This is a genomic window from Aquimarina callyspongiae (genome assembly GCF_034322225.1).
Lineage (GTDB): Bacteria > Bacteroidota > Bacteroidia > Flavobacteriales > Flavobacteriaceae > Aquimarina.
This window is the reverse complement of record NZ_JAXLPA010000001.1, coordinates 732,872-749,411: the sequence shown is the minus strand read 5'-3', so window position 1 is coordinate 749,411 and position 16,540 is coordinate 732,872. Positions and strand designations below refer to the sequence as shown.

Below are 16,540 nucleotides of genomic sequence, written 5' to 3'. Positions count from 1 at the left end.
AAGAAAGAAGAAGGGGACATAGGTATAAAAAGCTTTATTGTGAGGTTTTTTAACCTGAAGTCGGGGTATGACATATTGTTGTTATCCCCGACTTCTTTTTGGAGTTATATTTGTTTAATCTTTTCTTCTTAATTCTTCTTCCAGAAGTACAATTTTGGTTTCAAGATCATGTAAACGATCGTACACATCTACAGGTTCTGGCATTTGCTTAGAGGCAAACATGGTTACATACCAGGCTTCCAGGATTTCGTCAGAATTAATTGTGTAAGTAGGATAATTGCCATCTTTATTGTCTGATTTCAGGATCAATTTTCCTCGTTCTTCTACACGATTAATAACCCTTTTTAAAACAATGCCATCATTTTTGCTAATAATAACATAGACTCTACCATCTTTTATGTCTCTTAGATTTTCAACATATTTTCCAAAAACCAAATCGCCATCAAAAAATGTTCGTACCATAGAATTTCCTTGTACTTCAAAGCATCTAAAAGTTCCATTGTTTAGATGCGGCATGTTAAAAGAAGGTAAGGTTTCAATAAATTCTGTATCGCCATAACCATCAAGATATCCTGCTCGGGCTTTTATAGGAACATATACTACATTTTCATCTCCTTTTTGATCTATGGCAACTACTTGAGGTATTCCACCATATGTTGGATTTTCTTGATTTTGATGTTTTATTATGGATGAGCTCTTTCCAAATAGATATTCGGGATTAATATCAAATTCAGAGATGACACTTTCTAATAAATCATATCCGGGTTTAGTTCGTTTTCTGGAACCGTCAGATTGTAAACGACCAGTAGTAATACTATCTATTGTAGTACTGGTAACACCTATTTTTTTTGCGAAAGAGTGATTGTTTAGGTCAAGAAAATCTATTATCTCCCTTATTTTACGATCAATTTCTGTCATATTCTTTAGGTGTTAAGTTGAGAAGCTTCAGTATACAAGCGGTTTAAACATTTTACAGAAAATATCTGTATTTTGTTGTTAAAATCTGTAAAATGTTGTATATTTGTTCTGTAATTAGTTGCTAAACTACAAAAAATAATTCATTTTAAAACATTTGTAGTGCTTTTGTTGCAACATTTTCAGGTGAATACAGAATTAAAGTGTATCTAAATCATTTTATTATTGATTATTCAAACAAAAGTTTGAATAGGGTAAAATTTCTATGTCTAATATTTAAAAACTAAAAGGTTTATGCAAAGAAGTAAATTGTTATTAGAGAAACGTAAACAATTTGTTCAAAATTATGTCGAAAACAATTCAGATAAACAAATGAAAGTTATTGTTGCAGAGCTTATAGAGCAACTATTTGTTTCAGAAAAAACAATTTATAATATATTAAAAAATTAAAGTTGAGAGGCTTGTAAATTAAAACTATAGGGTTTGCTGATTTTATTATACTGTAATTGCGCCTTTTGTAATAATATCTATACCGCTATCAATTAGGTTTTTGATTTCTGGCCTTTCGGCTTTAATTTTTTCAAGATGTTGGATAATGTTTTCTGCAAAGTTTTGATCTCTATCATAAACGAGTTCATAGATTTCAATGGGCAGTAGCCAATCTTCTCCGTGATCTTTTTTTAGAATTGCAAAAACAGCTTCTAAAGAAAACTTTGTGTTTTCTCCATTACGAACATTTTTAACTGCCTGGTATAAAGAATGTAACTCTTCCTCTTTGGAAGAGTGCGTTCTTTTTATAGTATTTGTTTCTGTTGTATGAGTAACGAGATCAAAAGAATAATCGTCTGCTGGACCGGAGAATGCGGATACAATCTCTTTTCCAACGGCTAAATCAAAGGTTCCCCATTCAGGTTTGAATAAAAATTCACCTTTATACGTGATAGTACATTCGCTAAACTGTATTAGGATTAATTCTCCTTGAATATTTCTTATTCCGGTAATGTTAAGTCCTGCTACTGTTATTCCGCTTTCAAACTCAAACTCAATATATTCTCCATCGTAGAAATTGTATGCTTTAAGATCTCTGGGCGACATGTTTTCTATGGCTAGATTAATACCTTTTAATTTGCCTAAAGGAGATCTTAATCCATCAGGATGAGCATCAACTCCATGTCCTATTAATTCTTTTTCTCTAAAAGAAAGTGCGGTAGGTCCTTTGGTTTCAAAGTAAATAACCTCGTTATCTTCATTTTTTATCATTCTGGTAAATATCCCAGAAATTTGTAGTCCTGTACTGAGTTCAATAGTTCCCAGGTTTTCAGACTCTATTAATTTTGCAAGTCCGCGATGTCCTCCTTTTCTTAAAGCCATAGTGTCTGCAAATTCTTCAAGAACCTGGCATAAATATGCAAAATCTGGAGTTACAAACAGTTGTGGTTGCGGTTTAGTAATATCAAAATCCTGAAAAGCAGCTTCAGGAGAGTATGCTAGTTTTTTTACATTATCTGTCATGCACCATTCGCTTTCGCCAATGGATGAAAGCAGACCTGCTCCATAGATTTTGGGTTCATCAGTAGATCCAATAAGACCATATTCTACTGTCCACCAATGTAAATTACGAATCAAAGCCATCTCAGAAGGATCTTCTTTTTGGTTTTGTAATTCAAAAATTCGTTTTTCAGCATCTTCAATTGCAGAAGGGTCCGTATTGTGGGCTTCTTTAAGGATGGATAATAAACGAACAGCTTCATAGATATCATAATCTCTCTTTGAAGAAATGGCTTTACATCCTATTTTTCCGAAACGCCTTAGATATTCAGCATAATCTGGATTGGCAATAATAGGAGCGTGACCAGCGGCTTCATGTATAATATCAGGAGCTGGTGTATATTCAATATTCTCTAGCTGCCTGATATCAGATGCTATAACAAGAATATTATATGCCTGAAATTCCATAAAAGCATTAGGCGGGATAAAACCATCTACAGCAACGGCAGCCCAGCCTATTTCCTTTAGGATCCGATTCATCCCATACATGCTAGGTATTTCATCAATCCCAATTCCTGTTTTTTTAAGACCTTCCAGATATGATTTGTGAGCAACTTTGCTTAAGGATGCAATGTTTTTTCGCATAACATATCTCCATACTGCTTGGTTGATAGAGGTGTATTCCTCATAATTTTGAGGCTTGATAAATTGCTTCAAATGAGGAGGAAGTCGGTCAATCAAAGGATTAGACTCTATAGGTAATGACATTTTATATCAATTTTGAGGAAATAATATTTTAAAACCTGAAAGTACTGGTTTTAATACTAATAAATGAACTAATTAACTAAGTTTTTAATGATCTTACTATTCTATAATATAATAATAGGAAAGAGCAATTATAGTAATTCTATTAATCACAGAAAAAAATATGATCATTTATTACGAAAGCTCCATTCTTTTAAAGCGAAATTGAACAGTATTGATCTTAAGATTTTGCAGAGTCTAGATGATATTTTGTTTAAACAAATATGATAGATGTTAAAATAGATGCACTCATATACTCGATGGCTATCTTATTTAATTGGTGTGATTAAGATTACAGGTGCGTTATTTTCATCTGTAAGACTTATAAACCTTTCTTGGGTTTGTTTGAATCTTATTAAAGAGATGGCCTTGAAAAAATCTTTCTCTAATTCGACAGTCTTTTCACAATATATTTCAGTAGCGATAGGGAAACCAAATGAGATGGTTTTTTTGTCAATTGTGTAATTACAAGAGTATGTATTACAGGCAGAATATCCTGATATAGTTTTTTTTTCTGTATCAAAAGACATTGTGATTTTTTGCTCAGATACATCTTTGTTAAAAAGTGTAATAACCTGGTATTTTCCCTCTAGAATGGTGTCTTGTGCCGTTATTTTAGAATCAGAAATAGGGTTATTAGAACTATTGCAGTTACTAAATAAGGCTAAATAGATTAAAATAAAAGTGAGATGTTTCATTAAAAATCGGATTGTAATTTGTTCTTAGAATTTAATTCTTGACATAAGGTAAATTTATCATTTTTTAAGATTAAATATTTATTTGCAATAGTTTATATGAGATTAAAATTTATTTTTGAAGGGGAATACAAAAGAAATAACATAGATGAAACCTGAAAACAGAAAGCAAGAAATTATAAATGCAGCATCGATACTTTTTAAAGAAAAAGGGTATAGTGCGGTTACTATGAGGGACTTGGCTAAAGCTATGGGGATTAAAGCAGCTAGTTTATATAATCACATTCAATCCAAACAGGAGATTTTATCTACTATAATTATTGAGTTGGCAGAAGAGTTTACGACAGGGATGAATCGTATAATTAATTCTGACCATAATGCAATTGAAAAGCTTGAGAATATTATAGATCTTCATATAGATGTTACATTGCGCAATGCAGACGGGTTAGCTTCACTTAATAATGATTGGATGCATTTGGAAGAGAAAAGCTTATTGTATTTTGAAAAAATGCGCCTTGAATATGAAGAAAATTTTAGAGAAATTGTAATTCATGGAGTAAAGAATAAAGAGATTAAATCTTATAATATTGAGATCATTGTGTTTTCTACACTATCTACACTTAGAACCTTATATCTATGGTATCCAAAGCAAAAAAATATTGATGCAAATATTCTGAAAAGAGATATGATATCAGTGCTCTTAAAAGGAATCTGTTAAAATTAACAAATAATTATTTGTGTATAAAACTAACAATTGTTAGTTTTGTTTAGCTATAACGTTATAGTCGAACGAAGCTTATGACTGATTTTTATACTATAAAGGTTTCTGAAATAAATAAAGAAACTAAGGATTGTACTGCAATTACCTTCGATATTCCCGAAGAGCTTAAAGAAAAGTTTGCGTATAAACAAGGTCAACATCTTACTCTTAAAACCATTATAGATGGTGAAGATGTAAGACGTTCCTACTCTTTGTTTTCAAGTCCAATAGAAGACAAATGGCAAGTTGCCGTTAAACGCATTAATGGAGGAGTGTTTTCTAATTATGCAAATAATGACCTGAAAGTTGGAGATACTCTGGAATCCATGTCTCCTGTTGGTAGCTTTTTTATAGAAGTTGATCCTACAAAAGCCAAAAATTATATTGTTTTTGCAGCAGGAAGTGGTATTACGCCTATTCTTTCGATAATAAAGACACATTTGGCTTTAGAGCCAGATAGTACATTCAAGTTGTTTTACTTGAATCGCACGGTTAAATCCATTATCTTTAAAGAAGAGATAGAAGCGCTAAGAAATACATATTTTGGAAGATTTGAAATATTTTATTTTTTAACTAAAGAAAATCGCGATATCCCCTTGCTTAATGGAAGATTTACATCAGAAAAATTGCAAGAACTTACAGAAAAGATTATTGATGTTTCAGATGTGAATGATTGCTTTATCTGCGGTCCTGAAGAAATGATTTTTCTGATTAGAGATGAATTAGTTAAAGCAGGATTGCCTAAAGATAAAATTCATTATGAATTATTCTTTTCTGGAGTTACTGAAGAGGATAAGAAGAGAGCCGCAGAAGCGGTTGAACATAAATTTGATGGAACCGAAGTAACGATCATTGACGGTGGAAAAGAATTCCACTTTGATATGGACGATGATTATGATAATATACTTGACGGAGCTTTAGCTGCTGGGGCAGATTTGCCCTTCGCCTGCAAAGGAGGAGTGTGTAGTACCTGTAAGTGTAAAGTCGTTGAAGGAAATGTAGAAATGAAAATAAATTATGCATTAGAAGAAGATGAGGTGGCCAAAGGTTTGGTTTTATCTTGTCAAGCTGTACCAACTACAGAAAAAGTAGTCGTGGATTTTGATGTTTAGAATACAAATAAAACTTTGCTTACTCCTTTTTATTTAAATAAAGGTTGAGGGTGAAGGCTTCAAGTTATGAGTGAAAAAGAAATTAAAAACCTAGAAGAGATCTTTGAGCAAAGAATTGCCAGAGATGAAAAGATCGAACCTAAAGATTGGATGCCTGAGAAATACCGGAAAACTCATATCCGACAAATTTCTCAACACGCGCATTCAGAAATTATAGGAATGCTACCAGAAGGTAATTGGATTACCAGAGCTCCTTCTATGCGACGTAAAGTGGCATTATTGGCAAAAGTTCAGGACGAAGCCGGTCACGGGCTGTATTTATATAGTGCTTGTGAGACCTTAGGGATTTCTAGGGATGAGTTATATGAGCAACTACATACAGGTAAAGCTAAGTATTCAAGTATATTTAATTATCCAACTCTAACTTGGGCAGATATAGGTGCAATAGGTTGGTTGGTTGATGGTGCAGCGATTATAAATCAGGTGCCTTTATGTAGTACTTCATACGGACCCTATGCACGAGCGATGGTTAGAGTATGTAAAGAAGAAAGTTTTCACCAACGTCAGGGATATGAGATTATGATGACTTTGGCAAAAGGATCTCCTGAACAAAAAGAACTTGCTCAGGACGCATTAAACCGTTGGTGGTGGCCGTCATTAATGATGCTAGGACCAACAGATGCAGAATCTGTGCACACAGAGCAATCTATGAAATGGAAGTTGAAGCGAAAAACCAATGATGAACTTCGTCAGCAATTTATAGATCAAACGGTGCCTCAGGCAGATTTAATAGACCTTAAAGTACCAGATCCTGATTTAAAATGGAATGAAGAAACGGGTCATTATGATTTTGGTGAAATTGATTGGGATGAATTCTGGCAAGTAGTTAAAGGTCATGGCCCTTGTAATAAAGAACGCATTTCTGCAAGAGTTAATGCCTGGGAAGAAGGAGAATGGGTACGTGATGCTGCTATGACATATGCAGAAAAACAACAAGATAAAAAGCTTAAAAAAGTAATTTAAATAAAATTCCTTGCTGATACCTTTTTTACATTAGTATAAAGGTAGGGGTGAGGTCTTTAATTATGAAAAAAAATTGGCCACTTTGGGAAGTGTTTGTAAGAAGTAAAAACGGATTAGAACATCGTCATTTCGGAAGCCTGCATGCAGCCGATGAAGAAATGGCATTAGAAAATGCAAGAGATGTTTATACTCGAAGAAATGAAGGAGTTAGTATTTGGGTAGTAGAATCTAAACATATTACAGCTTCTAATCCAGAGAATAATGGAGAATTGTTTGAACCTGCTCAGGATAAAGTATACAGACATCCTACTTTTTATACTTTACCCGATGAGGTAAAACATATGTAATTGTTGATTAGAAATAAATAACTAATAAGATACCCACTTTTGCGGGCATTGCTATGAAAAACGAAAACTTAATACAATATATCTATGGTATTGCTGATAATACCTTGATTCTGGGGCAACGACTTTCTGAGTTATGTGGTCACGGACCAAGTTTAGAAACCGATATAGCTTGTACCAATATTTCATTGGATCTTTTAGGTCAAACACGAAGCTACTTCCAATACGCTGCTCAACTTTCAGGAAAAGAAATTACCGAAGATGATATCGCTTTTTTAAGAACAGAAAGACAATATAAAAATGTATTGTTGGTAGAGCAGCCTAATACACATTTCGGATACGTAATTGTAAGACAATTTTTGTTTGATGTTTTCCACCTGCTATTACTACAACAGTTGGAAAACAGTAAGGATGAAACCATAGCTGCCATTGCTAAGAAAGCAATCAAGGAAATAAGCTATCACCAGCGTTTTTCTTCAGATTGGATCAAAAGATTAGGTGATGGTACTGAAGTGAGTCATCAAAAAATTCAAGAGGCAGTCGATGATCTTTGGAGATATACAGATGAGTTATTTCATCTTACAGAAGATGATAAAGTAATGATAGCCTCAGGTATAGGAGTTGACGTTTCCAGTCTTAAAGAGAAATACTATGAAATTGTAAAAGAAATTCTGGAAGAAGCTACAATAGTAATACCTGATCTTAAATGGTTCAGTAAAGGAGGTAAAGAAGGAATCCATACAGAACATATGGGATACTTACTTTCTGATTTACAATATATGCAACGTACATATCCAGATATGAAATGGTAAATAGTTGATAGTTGCTTTTTTTGAGCTGAACTAGATCTATAATAAGAAATGACTATTGAATTAGAACAACATATAGACTCAAAATTTATCTCAATCCTTGAGAAAGTTTATGATCCCGAAATTCCGGTATTATCTATTATGGATATGGGAGTGGTTCGTTCTGCAAAAGTCGTAAATAACGTGGTTCAGATTACAATTACACCCACATATAGTGGTTGTCCTGCAATGGATGTATTGGGCGAAGATATTATTAAGGCTTTTGCCCAAGAAGGTATTAACGCCAAAGTTTCATTGGTGTTATCCCCTGCCTGGACAACAGATTGGATTACTCCTAGAGGAAGAAAAGCATTAGAAGACTATGGTATTGCAGCGCCCTTGGATGAAGAGTCAGATAAAGAAGCTTTATTAGGAAATAAGAAAATAGTAAAATGCACTCAATGTGGTTCAACAAATACCAAAATGATAAGTCAATTTGGCTCTACTGCCTGTAAAGCCTTATTTCAGTGCGAAGATTGTCAGGAACCTTTTGATTATTTCAAATGCCTAAAATAAAGATATGCTAGGTTTAAGAACAACTATATATAAAGTAAATGATCTTAATAAAGCAAAAGAGTGGTATGCAAAGGCTTTTAATACCAAACAATATTTTGATGAACCTTTTTATGTTGGATTTAATATTGGAGGGTATGAACTTGGATTATTACCAGAAGAAGGCGCTGTAAAAGATAAAGAAGATAGTGTACTTTCTTATTGGGGAGTGGATGATATCCATACTACATATCAAAAATTAATAGAATTAGGAGCTACTCCTCACGAAGAACCAAAAAATGTAGGAGGAGAACTTATGGTAGCTTCAGTAAAAGACCCATGGAACAATATTATTGGAATTATTTATAATCCCGAATTTAAAATAAAAAGCTAATATGCCATCTATAGAAATACATATTGAAAATAACATAGCTAGAATAGCCTTAAATCGCCCTGAAAGCTTTAATAGCTTTAATAGAGAAATGGCTTTATTGCTTCAAAGCATACTAGATGATTGCAAAACCAACGATGAGGTAAGAGCAATTATTATTACCGGAAACGGAAAAGCATTTTGCGCAGGACAAGATCTTAAAGAAGTTACTTCTCCTGAGCTAAACCCCGGTTTTAGAAAAATATTAGAAGAGCATTATAATCCAATAATTCAAAGAATAAGAGCAATAGAGAAACCAATTATAGCAGCTGTAAATGGAGTAGCTGCAGGAGCAGGAGCTAATATAGCTTTGGCTTGTGATATTGTTGTGGCTTCAGAGGTAGCTGGGTTTATTCAGGCATTTAGCAAAATTGGATTGGTTCCTGATAGTGCAGGTACCTTCTTTTTACCAAGACTTATTGGATTTCAAAAAGCTTCTGCTTTGATGATGTTGGGTGATAAAGTCAGTGCAAAAGAAGCAGAGCAGCTAGGCATGCTATATAAAGTGTTTTCAGCAGAAACTTTTGAAGAAGAAGTAGCGGGATTGGCATTAAAATTAGCACAAATGCCAACCAAAGCATTGGGTTTAACAAAAAGATTACTTAACCAATCAATGGTAAATGACCTGGAACAACAATTAGCAATTGAATCGGATTTACAAATAGAATCTGCAGAAAGCCAAGATTATGCAGAAGGAGTTAAAGCTTTTATAGAAAAAAGAAAACCCGTTTTTAGCGGAAAATAAAATTTAAAACTGAAAAATATCAAATGTAAAAAACTTAAACATTTTACATTTTACATTTAAAATTTATGATTCAAAAGGTAGGAATAATAGGATCTGGAACTATGGGAAGTGGTATTGCTCAAGTAGCAGCTACTGCAGGTTGTAGAGTAAAAGTACTGGATACAAAACAAGAAGCACTTGAAAAAAGTAAACTAGCTTTAGAAAAAATATTATCTCGTTTGGTAGAAAAAGGAAGAATAGACCAAGCTGAGAAAAAACGTATTCAGGATAATATTTCATATGTAGATTCTTTAGAAAGCCTGAAAGATTCTGATCTTACTATAGAAGCTATTGTCGAAAATATCGACGTTAAACAAAAAGTGTTTTCAGAGTTAGAAACTTATGTTTCTGAAGATACGATTATAGCTTCCAATACCTCGTCATTATCAATTGCATCCATAGCATCGTCTTTACAAAAACCTGAAAGGTGTATCGGGATACACTTTTTTAACCCTGCGCCATTAATGAAGTTGGTAGAAGTAATTCCAGCTGTGCAAACTTCAAAAGAAGTAACAGATCAGGTAGTCGATGTTATTAAGGGTTGGAAAAAAACTGTTGCATTGGCCAAGGATACTCCTGGTTTTATCGTGAATAGAGTGGCGAGACCTTTTTACGGAGAATCATTAAGAATTTATGAAGAAGGAATAGCAGATATAAGTACAATTGATACGAGTCTTAAAACACTAGGTGGATTTAGAATGGGTCCTTTTGAATTGATGGATTTTATTGGTAACGATGTCAATTATACCGTTACAGAAACGGTATTTAGAGCCTTTTATTATGACCCTAGATATAAACCTTCTTTTACACAAAAGAGATTATCAGAAGCTGGATATTTAGGAAGAAAAACTGGGAAGGGATACTATAACTATGACAAAACAGGTGGTGTGATTTCTCAGAATATTACAGCAGATCAGGTCAAAGGTTTAGATTTTAATCACAGTGTTTCAAAAGAAGAGCTTTCTCAATATATTTTTAATAGAGTATTAGTCATGTTAATTAATGAGGCAGCAGATGCACTATTCTGGAACATAGCTTCTGCGGAGGATATTGATAACGCCATGACTAAAGGTGTAAATTATCCAAAAGGTCTGTTAGCCTGGGCTGATGAAAAAGGGATCGATTGGTGTGTTCATAAATTAGATAAATTATATGATGAATACCGAGAAGATAGGTATAGATGTAGTCCATTGTTAAGAAAGATGGTAAGTGAGAAAAAGAATTTTTTCTCTTTGGTTTAAGATGTAAGAATGAAATCGAAAGGTAAAAGAGATTAAAAATGGAATCTGAATTTAATTTTAAGTTTGAAAACTTAACAGTTTATAATAAGGCGATGGAGTTTGGAGAGATAGTAAATAAACTAACTCAAAAATTTCCAAAAGAAGAACAACTTGAACTAGGTTCTTATTTTAGAAGAGCAGCAGATTCAATAGCATTAGATATTGCAGAAGGTTCTTCTAGTACAGATGAGCAATTTTATTTGTATTTAGAAAATGCTTGTAATAGTGGACATGAATGTATTTCATATAGTTCTAAAGCAAAATTTCGGAAATATATAACTTTTGAAGAAGATGAAGAGAATAGAAGAATGATAACCGAATTGTCAAAAATGATCAATACCCTTCGTAATAAAATATTATCAAGGATTAATAATAAATAGAAGCAAATGAATGAACTTACCCCTATACCTTCACACCTTATACCAGTAAAGATGCTTAGTCTTGATCCGTTTAGTCAATGGTTAGGTATTGAGGTATTAAAGGTAGAAAAAGGACGATGTAGAGTTGGGATGACAGTTCGAAAAGAAATGCTTAATAGTATGGGCAAAGCTCACGGAGGCATATCTTATAGTTTAGCAGATACAGCCTTTGGTTTTTCTGCAAATACACATGGCAAATATGCAGTTTCAATAGAGACATCAATAAACCATATAGAAGCCCTGGAAGAAGGAGATTATTTAACAGCTGAAGCAGTTACAGATATAGCAAAAACCAAAGTAGGTTTTAATATTGTAGAAGTAAAAAGAGGAGAACAGATTGTCGCATTGTTTAAAGGTGTGGTTTATCGAACAGCAAAAGACTGGGAATAAAAAATAACGCAAACAAATGAAAAAGCTTTTTATCTCTGTAATGACACTAGTACTGATAGTTTCTTGCGGAGAAAATAAAAAATCAAAAACAGAAACGCTTCCTGGAACAGAAAACCAGGAAAACAATCAAAAAGATAATGTATCTCAGGATGAAGTTAATGCAGCACTAAGCGGAATGTTTAATTCTGACATTAAGATGGATGTAGATGAGACTGTGTTTGTTATAGATAACGGAACCAATAGAGTAACAGAAGATATGACTGCAGGAATAATGAAGATGTTATCTCCTCAGCCATACGAACAATTAAAAGCTCGACTTGAAAAAGAACCAAATCAAGAAGGATCTACTCTTATTGGGATTCAGGAAATAGAAAAAGATGGAAAAAAAATACTTCAACAAAAATCTATGATAATAGATGAAGTAGGAGATAGAATGATTATGATGATGCATGCTGTACCAGCAGGAAATCAAACAATGATGATCTCGTCCTTCTATCCCGAAGAGCAAGAAACAAAGTATTTACCATTAATAGAAAAATCAGTCTTGTCAGCAAGATTAGAAAAATAAAAGCGTGAAAAAAGCATATATAATAGACGGAATCAGAACTCCTATAGGGAGTTATAAAGGAACCTTGTCAGCTGTTAGAACAGATGATTTGGGAGCACTAGTAATAGAAAAATTAGTAGAAAATAACCCCAATATTCCAAAAGAAGCATACGATGATGTAATTATGGGATGTGCAAATCAGGCAGGAGAAGATAACCGTAATGTTGCTAGAATGGCATTATTACTTGCAGGATTACCTTTTACAGTTCCTGGAGAAACGGTGAATCGTTTATGTAGTTCAGGATTATCAGCTATTATTCATGCTAATCGTGCTATCAAAGCAGATGATGGAGATGTGTTTATTTCTGGAGGAGTCGAAAATATGACTCGCGGACCCTATGTTATTGCAAAACCATCTTCGGCATTTGGTAATGATTCCAAAATGTATGATTCAAGTTTTGGATGGCGTTTTGTAAATAAGAAAATGCACGAATTGTATGGAACTGATGGAATGGGTAATACAGCAGAGAACTTAGTAGAAAAATATAATATTTCTAGAGAAGATCAAGATGCTTTTGCACATTGGAGTCAGATGAAAGCAACTAATGCAAAAGAATCAGGAAGGCTGGCAAAAGAAATCACAACTGTTGAAATTCCGCAAAGAAAAAAGGATCCCATTATATTCTCTGATGACGAGTTTATAAAACCAACAACCACCAAAGAAGTATTAGCAAAACTTCGTCCTGCTTTTAAAAAGGATGGTAGTGTAACCGCAGGAAACTCTTCAGGATTGAATGATGGTGCAGCGGCAACGATTATTGCTTCAGAAGATGCAGTTAAAAAATATGACCTTAAACCATTGGCTAGAATTGTAAGTTCGGCTGTAGTAGGAGTAGAACCAAGGATTATGGGGATTGGCCCGGTTCAAGCGTCTAATAAAGCTATCGAAAAAGCTGGAATAACCATGGATGATATAGATGTAATAGAGTTAAATGAAGCTTTTGCATCACAAGCTTTAGCTTGTATTCGAGAATGGGGCTTGGCCGATGATGATCCTAGAATTAATCCTAATGGAGGATCTATCGCAATAGGACATCCGTTAGGAGTAACAGGAACCCGTATTGCATATTCCGCAGCTTTGGAGTTAAAAGAACAAAATAAGCGCTATGCACTAATTACAATGTGTGTAGGTGTTGGACAAGGATATGCTTGTGTGATAGAAAATGTAGATTTTGAAGCATGATTGCAGCAACTCGTACAGGTCTGATTTTATATGTCAAGAAGTATAACGAGTGTGTAAGTTTTTATAAAGAAATCTTGCAGCTTCCTGTTCTATTTCAAAACGAAGTATTAACGTGCTTTGATTTTTATGGGACCTATCTAATGGTCGAAATAGAGGATAGAGAAGAGTATCTCAAACAAAATATGATTGACAAAAATTATAGCTGTTTACGATTAAATGTAGCTAATGTTGAAACTACAGCTAATATGCTAAAAGCTAAAGGCATTGAAGTGAATTATCAAAAACATGAATGGGGCGAAGTAGCTAAGTTTTTTGACCCAGAAGGAAATATGATTGCTTTTAAAGATGAATCTGGATTTGCCGATCAAATAGAAGAATATAGTAAACTAAATAAATAGCCAAAGAGAAGTTCTGAGGACTAGTATGTTTTAATATGAAAAAATTAGAAAGTTACATCAACGGGAAATGGACTGCCGGCACTGGAGAAGGGATCATTATGCATGATGCTGTCACTGGTGAAACTATAGGAGAAGCCACAACTGAAGGATTAGATATTCCTGAAGTACTACAATATGGTAGAACCAAAGGAGGAGAAATCCTTAGAAAGATGACCTTTCAAGAACGAGGGAACATGCTTAAAAAACTAGCATTATACCTTACTAAAAGAAAAGAAGAATTCTATGACTTAAGCTATCGTACAGGAGCAACTCGCATAGATAGTTGGATTGATATAGAAGGAGGTTTTGGTAATTTGTTTGCTAATGCTTCCTTACGTAAATTATTTCCTAATCAATCCTATCACGTAGAAGGTGATCCAATAGATCTTTCTCGTGGAGGTAGATTTATGGCGCACCACATTCTTGTTCCTAAAAGAGGAGTAGCTGTACATATTAATGCTTTTAATTTTCCAATATGGGGAATGCTTGAAAAATGTGCTGTTAATTGGATGGCTGGAGTTCCTGCAGTAGTATTACCAGCACCACAAACAGCATATTTAACAGAAGCAGTAGTACGAGTGATTGTAGATTCAGGAATTCTTCCAGAAGGAGCATTACAGTTATTGAGTGGTATGACCAAGAATATTCTGGATACTGTAGAATCTCAGGATATTGTGACTTTTACGGGTTCAGCACGTACAGGAAGAATGTTGAAAGCACATCCAAGATTAATAGAAGAATCTGTACCATTTACGATGGAAGCAGATTCACTAAATGCTTCGATACTAGGAAAGGATGCTGTGCCAGGGACACCAGAATTTGATTTGTTTATTAAAGAGGTACGAAAAGAAATGACCGTGAAATCCGGTCAAAAATGTACCGCGATTCGTAGGATAATAGTACCATCAGGATTAGTTGAAGATGTACAAATAGCATTGGGTCAACAATTGGATAAAGTTACAATAGGAGACCCAAGACTTAAAGAAGTACGAATGGGGGCATTGGCCAGTAAGCAGCAAGTAGAAAGTTTTAGGAACAATGTTTCTGAAATAGCTAAAACAGCTAATATTGTTTATGGAAACCTGGATAAGATCGAAACTATTGGAGCAGATGCAAATAAAGGAGCTTTTGTAAGCCCGATTTTATTAAGAGAAGATAATCCGTTTAAAAATACAGAAGCACATGTTATAGAAGCTTTTGGACCAGTATCTACAATTATGCCGTATGATACCTTAGAAGATGCGATTACGCTATCTCAAATGGGTAAAGGGTCTTTAGTTTCTTCCATTTTTACATATGATGACAAAATAGCAAGAGAATATATAGTAGGAGCAGCTTCTCACCACGGAAGAATTTTAGTAGGTAATCGAGAAAATGCAAAACAAAGCACAGGTCATGGATCACCGCTACCGTTATTAACTCATGGAGGTCCTGGAAGAGCAGGAGGAGGAGAAGAAATGGGTGGAATGCGAGGTATAAAACATTATATGCAGCGATGTGCCATACAAGGAACCCCAACAACTCTTACAGAAGTAACAGGGATTTATCAGGCAAATGCAGCATATAAAGAAGCAGAAAAACATCCGTTTGCCTATCACTGGGAGGATATCGAACCAGGAATGTCTTTAAAAACTCATAAGCGTACTGTTACTGATACAGATATTATCAATTTTGCTAATCTGACCTGGGATCATTTCTATGCACATACAGATATTACTTCTCTAGACGGAAGTATCTTTGAAAAGCGTACTGCGCACGGATATTTTATTCTTGCAGCGGCAGCAGGATTATTTGTATACCCTAATAAAGGACCCGTTTCTGCAAATTATGGGTTAGAAGAATGTAGATTCTTGAGACCGATTTATCATAATGATACAGTATATGTTAGGTTAACCTGTAAGCAAAAAGTAGATCGTGATGTAGCAAGCGCAGAACATCCTAGCGGAATTGTAAAATGGTTTGTAGAAGTATTTGATACAGAAGATGAATTAGTGGCAATAGCTACTATTTTAACCATGGTACAAAAAAAGCAAACTACCCTGGTAGAAATGACCGAAAGAAAAATTAAGGAATGTTTACATAAGTTAACAGCGGATACTAAACCAAAATGGGGAATTATGACGCCACAACATATGATAGAACATTTGGAGTATACCTATAAAATTGCTTCAGGAGAAATTCAGGACTTTGAAATTGCAACACCTGAAAAGATTTTAGATAAAGTTCATAATAGCCTATACAACTATCAACCTTTTCCTAAAAACACAGATTTTCCATTATTAGAAAAAGGAGTGTTGGAAGATTTAAAACATGCAGATTTAGAAACAGCTATAGCTAAATTTAATGAAGCTAGAGAAGCCTATAAAACATATTTTGAAGCAAATCCTGAAGCGAATTTGAAAAATATCGTTTTTGGAGAAATGAATAAATATGAATGGTACTTGTTAGAAAGAAAACATCTGAATCATCATTTTGAACAATTTAATCTAATAGATTAAACTGTTCAAAATTCCCGTGAAGACGGGAATC

General features: G+C 34.0%; 19 protein-coding genes. 16 read left to right on the top strand and 3 right to left on the bottom strand.

The genetic code is table 11. From position 1 onward, the window contains the following. Positions 1–114: 114 nt before the first annotated feature. The gene (locus U0D62_RS03200; RefSeq protein ID WP_322193855.1) at positions 115–918 is read right to left on the bottom strand and encodes a S24 family peptidase; all 804 of its coding nucleotides are present in this window, start codon (positions 916–918) and stop codon (positions 115–117) included. A gap of 291 nt (positions 919–1,209) precedes the next feature. Between U0D62_RS03200 and U0D62_RS03195 the strand changes: the two genes are divergently transcribed. Next, positions 1,210–1,365: a hypothetical protein gene (locus tag U0D62_RS03195; protein ID WP_322193854.1), complete on the top strand. Its 156-nt coding sequence runs from the start codon at positions 1,210–1,212 to the stop codon at positions 1,363–1,365. A gap of 45 nt (positions 1,366–1,410) precedes the next feature. Here the strand turns inward: U0D62_RS03195 and U0D62_RS03190 are convergent, their stop codons facing one another. Together U0D62_RS03190 and U0D62_RS03185 are read right to left on the bottom strand one after the other, a co-directional pair. Then, complete coding sequence (locus tag U0D62_RS03190; protein WP_322193853.1) at positions 1,411–3,171, bottom strand: aromatic amino acid hydroxylase; 1,761 nt, start codon at positions 3,169–3,171, stop codon at positions 1,411–1,413. Positions 3,172–3,476: 305 nt separating this feature from the next. After that, the gene (locus U0D62_RS03185; protein ID WP_322193852.1) at positions 3,477–3,905 is read right to left on the bottom strand and encodes an META domain-containing protein; all 429 of its coding nucleotides are present in this window, start codon (positions 3,903–3,905) and stop codon (positions 3,477–3,479) included. Positions 3,906–4,050: 145 nt separating this feature from the next. Here U0D62_RS03185 and U0D62_RS03180 point away from each other — a divergent pair, with 145 nt between their 5' ends. The 15 genes from U0D62_RS03180 (at position 4,051) to paaZ (ending at position 16,509) form a co-directional block, all read left to right on the top strand. Then, complete coding sequence (locus U0D62_RS03180) at positions 4,051–4,620, top strand: TetR/AcrR family transcriptional regulator (protein ID WP_322193851.1); 570 nt, start codon at positions 4,051–4,053, stop codon at positions 4,618–4,620. Positions 4,621–4,700: 80 nt separating this feature from the next. After that, on the top strand, positions 4,701–5,774 hold the full coding sequence (gene paaE, locus U0D62_RS03175; protein WP_322193850.1) for a 1,2-phenylacetyl-CoA epoxidase subunit PaaE: 1,074 nt from the start codon (positions 4,701–4,703) through the stop codon (positions 5,772–5,774). Between the two features lie 66 nt (positions 5,775–5,840). After that, positions 5,841–6,797: a 1,2-phenylacetyl-CoA epoxidase subunit PaaA gene (paaA, locus tag U0D62_RS03170; RefSeq protein ID WP_322193849.1), complete on the top strand. Its 957-nt coding sequence runs from the start codon at positions 5,841–5,843 to the stop codon at positions 6,795–6,797. Positions 6,798–6,859: 62 nt separating this feature from the next. Further along, positions 6,860–7,144 carry a 1,2-phenylacetyl-CoA epoxidase subunit PaaB gene (paaB, locus tag U0D62_RS03165; RefSeq protein ID WP_322193848.1) on the top strand — a complete coding sequence of 95 codons (285 nt, stop codon included), beginning with the start codon at positions 6,860–6,862 and terminating at the stop codon, positions 7,142–7,144. Positions 7,145–7,197: 53 nt separating this feature from the next. Beyond that, positions 7,198–7,953: a 1,2-phenylacetyl-CoA epoxidase subunit PaaC gene (gene paaC, locus U0D62_RS03160; RefSeq protein WP_322193847.1), complete on the top strand. Its 756-nt coding sequence runs from the start codon at positions 7,198–7,200 to the stop codon at positions 7,951–7,953. Positions 7,954–8,001: 48 nt separating this feature from the next. Then, entirely contained in the window at positions 8,002–8,505 is a 504-nt protein-coding gene (gene paaD / locus U0D62_RS03155) for a 1,2-phenylacetyl-CoA epoxidase subunit PaaD (RefSeq protein WP_322193846.1), read from the top strand. A 4-nt stretch (positions 8,506–8,509) separates the two neighbouring features. After that, positions 8,510–8,875 carry a VOC family protein gene (locus U0D62_RS03150; RefSeq protein WP_322193845.1) on the top strand — a complete coding sequence of 122 codons (366 nt, stop codon included), beginning with the start codon at positions 8,510–8,512 and terminating at the stop codon, positions 8,873–8,875. 1 nt (position 8,876) lies between these two features. Continuing rightward, positions 8,877–9,656, top strand: coding sequence for an enoyl-CoA hydratase-related protein (locus U0D62_RS03145; RefSeq protein ID WP_322193843.1), 780 nt, complete (start codon positions 8,877–8,879; stop codon positions 9,654–9,656). Between the two features lie 65 nt (positions 9,657–9,721). After that, a complete protein-coding gene (locus U0D62_RS03140; protein WP_322193842.1) occupies positions 9,722–10,936 on the top strand; it encodes a 3-hydroxyacyl-CoA dehydrogenase NAD-binding domain-containing protein in 1,215 nt (404 codons plus the stop codon). Positions 10,937–10,974: 38 nt separating this feature from the next. After that, on the top strand, positions 10,975–11,355 hold the full coding sequence (locus tag U0D62_RS03135; protein ID WP_322193841.1) for a four helix bundle protein: 381 nt from the start codon (positions 10,975–10,977) through the stop codon (positions 11,353–11,355). Between the two features lie 6 nt (positions 11,356–11,361). Further along, positions 11,362–11,784 (top strand): PaaI family thioesterase, encoded by a 423-nt coding sequence (locus U0D62_RS03130; RefSeq protein ID WP_322193840.1) that lies wholly within the window; start codon positions 11,362–11,364, stop codon positions 11,782–11,784. Positions 11,785–11,800: 16 nt separating this feature from the next. After that, the gene (locus U0D62_RS03125; protein ID WP_322193839.1) at positions 11,801–12,352 is read left to right on the top strand and encodes a hypothetical protein; all 552 of its coding nucleotides are present in this window, start codon (positions 11,801–11,803) and stop codon (positions 12,350–12,352) included. A 4-nt stretch (positions 12,353–12,356) separates the two neighbouring features. Next, on the top strand, positions 12,357–13,574 hold the full coding sequence (locus tag U0D62_RS03120) for a 3-oxoadipyl-CoA thiolase (RefSeq protein ID WP_322193838.1): 1,218 nt from the start codon (positions 12,357–12,359) through the stop codon (positions 13,572–13,574). Continuing rightward, a complete protein-coding gene (locus tag U0D62_RS03115; protein WP_322193837.1) occupies positions 13,571–13,972 on the top strand; it encodes a VOC family protein in 402 nt (133 codons plus the stop codon). Before U0D62_RS03120 ends, U0D62_RS03115 begins: the two co-directional genes overlap by 4 nt. A gap of 35 nt (positions 13,973–14,007) precedes the next feature. After that, positions 14,008–16,509, top strand: a complete 2,502-nt coding sequence (gene paaZ, locus U0D62_RS03110) for a phenylacetic acid degradation bifunctional protein PaaZ (RefSeq protein ID WP_322193836.1) — start codon at positions 14,008–14,010, stop codon at positions 16,507–16,509. The last annotated feature ends 31 nt before the right edge of the window (positions 16,510–16,540 follow it).